This is a genomic window from Paracoccus aestuariivivens, assembly GCF_009711225.1.
GTDB lineage: Bacteria > Pseudomonadota > Alphaproteobacteria > Rhodobacterales > Rhodobacteraceae > Paracoccus > Paracoccus aestuariivivens.
Genome location: NZ_WMIE01000008.1, coordinates 167,183 through 173,513, shown reverse-complemented (window position 1 = coordinate 173,513; position 6,331 = coordinate 167,183). Strand labels below are relative to the sequence as shown.

Annotated in this window: 6 protein-coding genes and 1 pseudogene; 1 reads left to right on the top strand and 6 read right to left on the bottom strand. The window is 58.0% G+C overall.

Features of this window, described 5'->3' with window-relative positions:
• Positions 1-247: 247 nt before the first annotated feature.
• A pseudogene (locus tag GL286_RS22545) lies at positions 248-574 on the bottom strand (IS3 family transposase); the annotation flags it as partial.
• A 116-nt stretch (positions 575-690) separates the two neighbouring features.
• On the opposite strand from GL286_RS22545, the gene GL286_RS14340 reads away from it, so the two are divergent.
• The gene (locus GL286_RS14340; protein ID WP_155096251.1) at positions 691-1,626 is read left to right on the top strand and encodes a LysR family transcriptional regulator; all 936 of its coding nucleotides are present in this window, start codon (positions 691-693) and stop codon (positions 1,624-1,626) included.
• 39 nt (positions 1,627-1,665) lie between these two features.
• Here the strand turns inward: GL286_RS14340 and GL286_RS14335 are convergent, their stop codons facing one another.
• The 5 genes from GL286_RS14335 to GL286_RS14315 are packed head-to-tail and all read right to left on the bottom strand — an operon-like array spanning position 1,666 to position 6,041.
• Positions 1,666-2,910 carry a Zn-dependent hydrolase gene (locus GL286_RS14335; RefSeq protein WP_155096250.1) on the bottom strand — a complete coding sequence of 415 codons (1,245 nt, stop codon included), beginning with the start codon at positions 2,908-2,910 and terminating at the stop codon, positions 1,666-1,668.
• A gap of 35 nt (positions 2,911-2,945) precedes the next feature.
• Positions 2,946-4,226 (bottom strand): TRAP transporter large permease subunit, encoded by a 1,281-nt coding sequence (locus GL286_RS14330; RefSeq protein WP_170295205.1) that lies wholly within the window; start codon positions 4,224-4,226, stop codon positions 2,946-2,948.
• Positions 4,223-4,678 carry a TRAP transporter small permease gene (locus tag GL286_RS14325; RefSeq protein WP_155096249.1) on the bottom strand — a complete coding sequence of 152 codons (456 nt, stop codon included), beginning with the start codon at positions 4,676-4,678 and terminating at the stop codon, positions 4,223-4,225. Before GL286_RS14325 ends, GL286_RS14330 begins: the two co-directional genes overlap by 4 nt.
• On the bottom strand, positions 4,675-5,040 hold the full coding sequence (locus tag GL286_RS14320) for a cupin domain-containing protein (RefSeq protein ID WP_246184958.1): 366 nt from the start codon (positions 5,038-5,040) through the stop codon (positions 4,675-4,677). The genes GL286_RS14325 and GL286_RS14320 overlap by 4 nt, the downstream gene beginning before the upstream one ends.
• An 8-nt stretch (positions 5,041-5,048) precedes the next feature.
• Positions 5,049-6,041: a TRAP transporter substrate-binding protein gene (locus tag GL286_RS14315; RefSeq protein ID WP_155096247.1), complete on the bottom strand. Its 993-nt coding sequence runs from the start codon at positions 6,039-6,041 to the stop codon at positions 5,049-5,051.
• Between the last annotated feature and the right edge of the window lie 290 nt (positions 6,042-6,331).

Sequence of the window (6,331 nt, the reverse complement as noted above, 5' to 3'; positions counted from 1 at the left end):
CGGTTCTCTCGGAAAAGCCGGACACCGCGTTCGCGAAGTTCGGCAGGATAGGCGGGGGTGAATTTCTGCTTCGTCATAGGGCTCATCCTTCGAGTGTTTTACTCTCCGGTAAACCCGGGGCGGTTCAAACGCCCGCACTCATCACACGGGTTGCTGACCCCGGCCGAGGCTTATGATACCTCCGACCAGAACCTGAAAGCCGCCGCCTGACATGAACCCCATGCTGAAGCTGAGCCGAGCGGCAAACCGGTCCAAATTCCCGGAACACCTCTTTGAACAGGCCGTCGATCGTCTTTGCCAGGGTACTTCATAACAGTCTCCCACGCTGCCCACGAGGGTACGATGCCAGGCTCGGCGAACCGTTCGCTATGGCGGAAGGAAAGATCCCGGCTGCCGCGATCGCCATGATGGACCAGCCCCATTCTTTTGGCCGGTTGACGATCACGAACCCCGCATGAGCCGCCGTGCTGACGCGCCAGCCGATGTTAGGCGTCGATGAAAATGCCAGATAGACGAACGCCCTCCAAGTGGCGACATAGGTGAAGTCGCTGACCCAGAGCATGTTCGACGCGGGTAGCTCTCGACTACTTCACTTCTCTCAGTCGGAAAGTATCTACACTCGACACTGATTGTGTGTAGATGAGATTGATGCGATGGCGCGGATGCCATAAATCGTATCAGTAGAAGCTTATGCCAACTCGACCGCCTCCTGCCGAGCTCAACTGGAACCTATTCCGCAGCTTCCACGCAATCGCCGAGGAAGGTGGAATTACCCGAGCGGCCAAACGACTGAACATGAGCCAGCCGTCTGTCAGCCTCGCACTGCAGAAGTTGGAGGAACAACTTGGCTGCCAACTGGTGTTTCGTGGCAGCCGTCACTTCGCGCTAACTTTGCGTGGAGAAAAAATCTATCAGGAATGCATCGAGATCCTTCGCGGGGTCGAACGTATCGGCCAACTTGCCGAAGATCAGAACGATGAAAAATTCGGTGAGTTGCGGCTGAATATCATCAGCCGCCTGCACTCGCCCCTGATCGACGAGGCGTTGCGCCTGTATCATCAGCGGCACCCATCGATCAGTTGGCGGATCAATGTGCAGAACTCTCTCGAGACTGTCAGGCAAATTGCGCAAGACCGCGCTGGTTTGGGAATTTGTCTGCTAAACAAGCCAATGTTCAACATCGAGTGCCGACACCTCTTCCGAGAAGAGTTCGGTGTTTACTGCGGCGCCGAACATCGTCTGTTCGGCCAGACCAGGGTTGAACTACGCGAGCTGGCACAAGAGCCGTTCGTGACCTTCAACTGCGCGACCGAAGGCCCTGGATTGGAACCGATGATCATGCTGCGCGACGGGCTTGGTCTGGGAAGGCGGATTAGCGGATCGAGCCACGATCTTGCCGAAATCCGGCGCATGATCATTGCCGGCTTGGGAATCGGCATCCTGCCCGCGCTTACTGCTTCGGATGCGGTCGAGACTGGCCAATTGTGGCCGGTGCGGTTGGCTGAAGAGCCGCTGGGAGCAGATGTCTTTCTGGTTTTCAGCGCACTGGATGACCTGACCGTCCCAGAGCGCAAATTCGTCGATCTGCTCGATGAACTACAACAACTATATCCCAGTATGATCTGATCTGCGCGGCCCTTCTAGGGCCGCGCAACCTGTTCGAACTCAGCGGTCCGCGCGACGTACCACAGCGTGAAGAAGCATGTTCAGCCCTGCACGGAAGTCCTCGGGGTCGCAGTTTTCTTCGCTATTATGGGTGATCCCACCTTTGCAGGGCGTAAAGATCATCGCCGTCGGACAATGCGTGGCCATGTGATACGCATCATGCCCAGCCTGCGACTGGATATCACGCCAGTTCCACCCCTGACGGACGGCCTCGTCGCGAACCAACCCGATCAGGTCCGCGTCAAAGATATCCCCGCCCCAAGTCCATTCATCCTCGACCTCGACCTCGCATCCGGCCATGGCCGCGGCAGATTGAGCGGCACGACGCATCTTCTCAGCCATGACCCGCGCGGTAATCGGATCAGGGTGGCGGACATCCGCCACGCATTGTGCAGATTCCGACAAGATGCCCGGCTTGTTAGGCCAAGCCGCCAAACGCGAACCGGTGGCCTTGCCATCATGCACGGCAAACTCCCAACCGATATCGTCCACCGCCGTCAGCCAGCGCGCACCTGCAATCAGGGCGTTGTGACGCAGGTCCATCGGGGTCGGACCGGTGTGAGCGGTTTTCCCCTTGAACATGACCCGCATGCCGTAGCTGGGATAGCCGCCGGTGACGACACCAACTTCGCGCCCTTCAGCATCAAGGATCGGGCCTTGCTCGATATGAAGTTCGAAGTAGGCGTCTATGTCACCTGCCTTGCAAGGCAGGTCGCCGCGATAGCCGATCCGTTCAAGCTCGGAACCGAACCGAGCACCATCATCTGCGATCAGGTCATGCGCCCAGTCGACCCCATAGCTTCCGACAAAAACGCCCGAGGCGACCATCGGCGGCGAGAAGCGTGCCCCCTCTTCGTTGGTCCAGTCCACGATGACGATCGGACGACGCGTGACATGGCCCGCGTCATTCAGGCTGCGCACCAGTTCGAGACCGGCAAGAACGCCCGCAATACCGTCGAAGCGTCCTCCATTGATCTGCGTGTCGAGATGGCTGCCGATCAGGATCGGGGCCAAACTGTCGTCCAGCCCCGACCGCCGGCCAAAGATGTTGCCCATCTCGTCGATCTCGACGCTCAACCCGGCGTCCTGGCACCATGCGACGAATTGATCGCGGATCTCCTTATCAGAATCCGTCAGTGTCAGACGTGCCAAGCCTCCAGGGCGGCCCTGCCCTATATCGGCCGAGCGTTCGATCGTGGACCAAAAGCGTGCAAGATCCACACGAGTCTCTGCAGAGAAACCCATTTCGTTACCTCTTAGTACTTTGTTTTCAGGTCAGATCAGGAGGTGCCGGTTACGGCGGTGATGATCTGGGGGAAGATGACCAACAGCACGAGAACCGCGACCATCGCGCCAAGGAAGGGCAGCAGGTAACGGAAGGATGCGGACATCGGGATGCCAGCAGTCCGACAGGCAGCCATCAGGTCAATGCCGAGCGGCGGCGTATTCGCCCCGATGGCAAGGTTGACGCAAAGCAGGATGCCGAAATAGACCGGATCGATATGATAGGCGCCGAGCACAGGCACGAAAACCGGGGCGAGGATCAGGATAATCGCAAGTGATTCCATGAAGGTGCCAAGTATCAGAACAATCAGCATGATCAGAAGAACGGCAATCGTCGCACTGTCCGTCATCGCAAGGATGCCATTGACGGCGAGTTGCGGGACCTGTTCGGCGGCAAGAATCCAGCCAAAGACCGATGCCGAGGCAATCACCAGCAGAATGGAGCCGGTCATCTCGGTCGTATCTCGCAACATGCTTTTGATCCCATCCCAGGTCAGGCTGCGATAGAACAGACCACCGACGATCAAGGCATAAACCACGCCTGCGCCCGCCGCTTCGGTCGGCGTGAAAATTCCAGCGCGAATGCCTCCAACGATGATCAACGGTGCGATTAGCGCAGGAATTGCTGCTACGAACGCCTGACCGATCGCGGCACCGGTCACGGGTTCGCCGCCACGCCAGCCATTGCGCCGCGAAATCCACCACGCCACGACCATAAGTGCCAGGCCCAACAACAAACCGGGAATGATGGCCCCGATGAAAAGTTGGCCGATCGAGGTGTTCGTTGCCGTGCCGTAGACGATCAGGACAATCGACGGCGGAATGACTGTCCCCAATGAGCCAGCACATCCCAAGGCGGCCGACGAAAAGCCAGGGTGATAGCCACGCTCGCGCATCGAAGGCAACATCATCGTTCCGATCGCGACAACGTCAGCCACACCCGACCCCGAGAGCGAACCGAACAGCATGCAGGCCGCAATCATCACGATGGCAAGACCGCCCGTACTGCGCCCAACCATAGCGGCAAACAGGTTCACGATCCGCGGAGCCAACCCGCCTTGGACCATCAGCATGCCTGCCAACAGGAAAAGCGGAATGGCAAGCAGGGTAAAGCTGTCAATTCCGGCGATCATCCTCTGCGCGACGATCATCATCGGCGCCAGATCGGCCACAAATAGATACAGCACCGAGGCCAGCCCCAACGCGACGGCGATGGGCGCATCAATCAGGACAAGGAACACAAAGGCCCCAAGCAAAAGCGCAAGTTCGAAGCTCACTTGCCGATCCTTCCAGAGAAAATCGCGATCAGCGACAGCGCCGCACCAACAGGAAGACACAGGTAGAAAAGCCCGCCGGGCAGGTTCAGGGCCGTTGTCGCATGGTGCCAAGTGAAGCCGGTAATCTGCCAGCCGGTCACCAACAGCACGATCAAAAAGATGACGCTCGCCAAAGTGGCCAGACGGCGAATGGCTTCGCGGAACCTGCCGGGTCGAACGATCAGGTCGGTGATCCCGGCCTCAAAATGCGAGCCGCGCGCGAATCCCGAGATGATGCCGATGAATGTCACCCAGACAAGAATAAGTCGTGGCAATTCTTCGGACCAACGGGGCGTCACACCCAGCGCATAACGCGAAAAGACAACCCATGCGACAATCACGGCCAATGCGGCGACGCCGATTCCGCCAAGACTGCGCGCGAACCAATCCAACCTTTCAGAAAGACGTTTCATTCTTTGCCCTTTCCCTTCAGCGGGACACAGAGCTGGCATTCGTCGCAATAAGCAGCAACGACGACCCACTCGTCCGACAGGACCTCGACCTCATGCACGACACCGGGGGGAAGGCGCAGCGCACTCCCCTCGGTCATGAAATACTCCTGCCCGCCTGCGCGCAGCACGGCCTCGCCTTTCAGCGTGAGTGTCACCTCGTCTCGGGGATGGGCATGGGGCACGCTGCGCGCGCCCTTTTTGCCCGTCGTTACCGATAGCTTGATGAACCCCTCGCCCCGTTCCTTTGGTGAGAACAGAACCTTCTGGCTGAAGTCGTATAGCTGGATAGGCTCGACTTGTTCGAGCTGACGAAGTTCGGGCAAGCGCTGACTCATTGGCGATATTTCTCCATCAGTGCCATCAGGTCTTCGCCGAACACGGCCGAGTTCGCGTCCCAGACGGGCTTAACGGCAGCCTCGAAGGCAGCCTTGTCGACATCGTTGAACTCCATGCCCTTTTCCTTGAGCTTGGCGATCATCTCTGCATCTGAATCCGCGACCATCTGGCGCTGCTTTTCGCCCCATTCGTGGGCAGCGGCTTCGACGATCTGCTGATCTTCGGGCGAGATCTTGTCCCAGACCGGTTTCGACAACACCAGCGAGGCTGCGCCCCAAACGTGCTGGGTGTTCGAGACGTATTTCTGAACCTCGAAGAAGGACGAGGACCAGATGATCGACAGCGGATTTTCCTGAGCATCGAAGACGCCCTGCTGAAGCGCCGAGTAAAGCTCACCGAATGCGAGCGGAGCGGGTTGTGCGCCCATCACCTCGAACGTCTCCAGACGAACTTTGTCTGGCGTAACGCGAATCTTGAGCCCTTCAAGGTCAGCCGGGACTACGACGGGCCGCTTCGAGTTGGTCACGTTGCGGTAGCCATTTTCCCACCATGCAAGTACCTTGATGTTTTTGTCTTCGAGCAGCCCCGCCAAAGCAGTGCCAAGTTCGCCATCCAGTGCCGCAAAGGCCTTCTCGCGCGACGCCCATGCATAGGGCATCTCAATGATGCCAAGCTTGGGCTCGATGTTCTGGAAGGACCCTGCCCCAATAATGCCGCCCTGCACTGCACCAAACTGCAACCCTTCGATCATGTCCTTTTCGTTGCCGAGCTGGCCACCGGGGAAGACTTCAATATTGACGCGGCCTGCGGTCTTTTCACCAACTTCCTTGGCAAAACCCTGAGCTGCGACGTTCCAACTATGCCCGTCAGCAAGAACGTGGCCAATGCGGATCGTTGTTTGTGCCGCCGCCGGTCCCGCAAGACAGATGGCGGTAGCGGACAGCATTGCCGCAACGCAACCGGCACGAAAGGCGCTCGAATCTGACATGATCTTCTCCCGTTGGTGTGTGGTTATTCGCCCGTTTCAACCATCACCGACGGCCGATATCAAATAGCCGCAAGCAATGTTTCAAATGCGATTTCACTATGGATCAATATTGATCGCTTAAAATTTAATCAGAATAATCTGCCGGATCTTAGGGCGCCACGCATGGGACTGTGGGAACCACAAAGTTCGTGCAGCCTTTCCTTTTGCGCAAGATGACTAGGCCATACACGTGATCAGTATCGTCCATCGCTCTGTTTGATTCCGTAGCCATAGCAAGAAGCACTCAGAAT